The organism is Mesorhizobium sp. M1066 (assembly GCF_040318635.1).
Classification (GTDB): Bacteria; Pseudomonadota; Alphaproteobacteria; order Rhizobiales; family Rhizobiaceae; genus Mesorhizobium.
Map to the genome: position 1 here is coordinate 1 of NZ_JAMYMR010000113.1, position 1,196 is coordinate 1,196.

Genomic DNA, 1,196 nt, shown 5'->3' on the forward strand with positions numbered 1-1,196 from the left:
CTACAAGGGTGGCGCAATTCGAGAAGCTGCCTGCCTGGCCCATCTGCGCCGCAAGATATTCGACGTTCACGACAGCCAGCCGACCGAGCTCAGCACGACGGCCATGGCCGGTATCCAGGCGATCTACCGGATCGAGGAAGAGATACGGGGGCTGCCGCCCGCCGAGCGATTGGCCGCACGACGAAGGCGAACCCGACCACTGGTCCTCGCGCTGCGACGACAGCTCATGCGCCAGGGCAAGGGTTTGTCGCGCCATGCCGATATCGCCAAGGCCTTCGCCTATGGCACCAACCGATGGCGCGCGTTCAATCGCTTCCTCTACGATGGCCAACTCGAGCCCGACAACCTCATCGCGGAGCGGGCCATTCGTGGATTTACGGTCGGAAGGCGCAACTGGCTTTTCTCGGGCAGCTTCGCCGCGGCGGAGCGGTCAGCGGTCGTGCTCAGCATCATCGAGACCTGCAAGCTCTGCGGCGTCGATGCCGAAGCCTACATGGCCGATGTCACCGAGCGCATCCAGAACGACTGGCCAGCCTCGCGATGGGATGAGCTGATGCCGTGGAACTGGGCACGCCGCCAAGCGATGCCGCTCCCGTTGGCGGCATGAGCGCGATCGATGACATGGCGCTGTCGGACGAGGCGCTGGAGGCCTGGATGGCCGTCAAGACCAACCCCCGCCCGCTGGTGCGGACGATGTCGGCGCTGGATGGCTTCGTAACCGCGGCGGTCACCGGGCCGCGGTTCGCGGACCCGCAAGACTGGATGTGCCCGCTCATGGGGTTGCGGCGCGACGTCCTGGCCAAAGGCTCTGCAACCGATCACGCCGTGTTTGCCAGCGTCGCCAGGATCCACAACCGGATCAACGAGACGCTCTTCGACAGACCGCAGGATTATGCGCCCCGATTCGCTACCAAGCCCAGCGGCGGCATCGACCCGCGGCCGTGGTGCCAGGGGTTCTACGCGGCCATCAATTTCAACATCAAAAAATGGAAATCGCTACTCGACCTCAACAACCCCAACCACGGCCTGCTGCTGCCGATCCTGATCTACTGCGTCGACAAAAAGGGCAGGCCCGTCATCGGCAAGCCCAGGCCGGGGCCCGAGACCGCGCGCTTCATCGAGCATGAGGCCTACAAAGACACCGCCCTCGTCATCCCCGCCCTGCGCGAACTCCACTACGTCACCCACTACGATCC

The 1,196-nt window shown here is 64.6% G+C and carries 2 protein-coding genes; both read left to right on the forward strand.

Going from position 1 to position 1,196, the window contains the following annotated elements; all coding sequences use genetic code 11:
• On the forward strand, nucleotides 1-607 hold a 607-nt coding region (locus NKH52_RS35345), incomplete at its 5' end, for an IS66 family transposase (RefSeq protein ID WP_352658194.1).
• Nucleotides 559-1,196: UPF0149 family protein (locus NKH52_RS35350; RefSeq protein ID WP_352658191.1), on the forward strand; the 638-nt coding region annotated here is incomplete at its 3' end. The genes NKH52_RS35345 and NKH52_RS35350, both read left to right, overlap by 49 nt.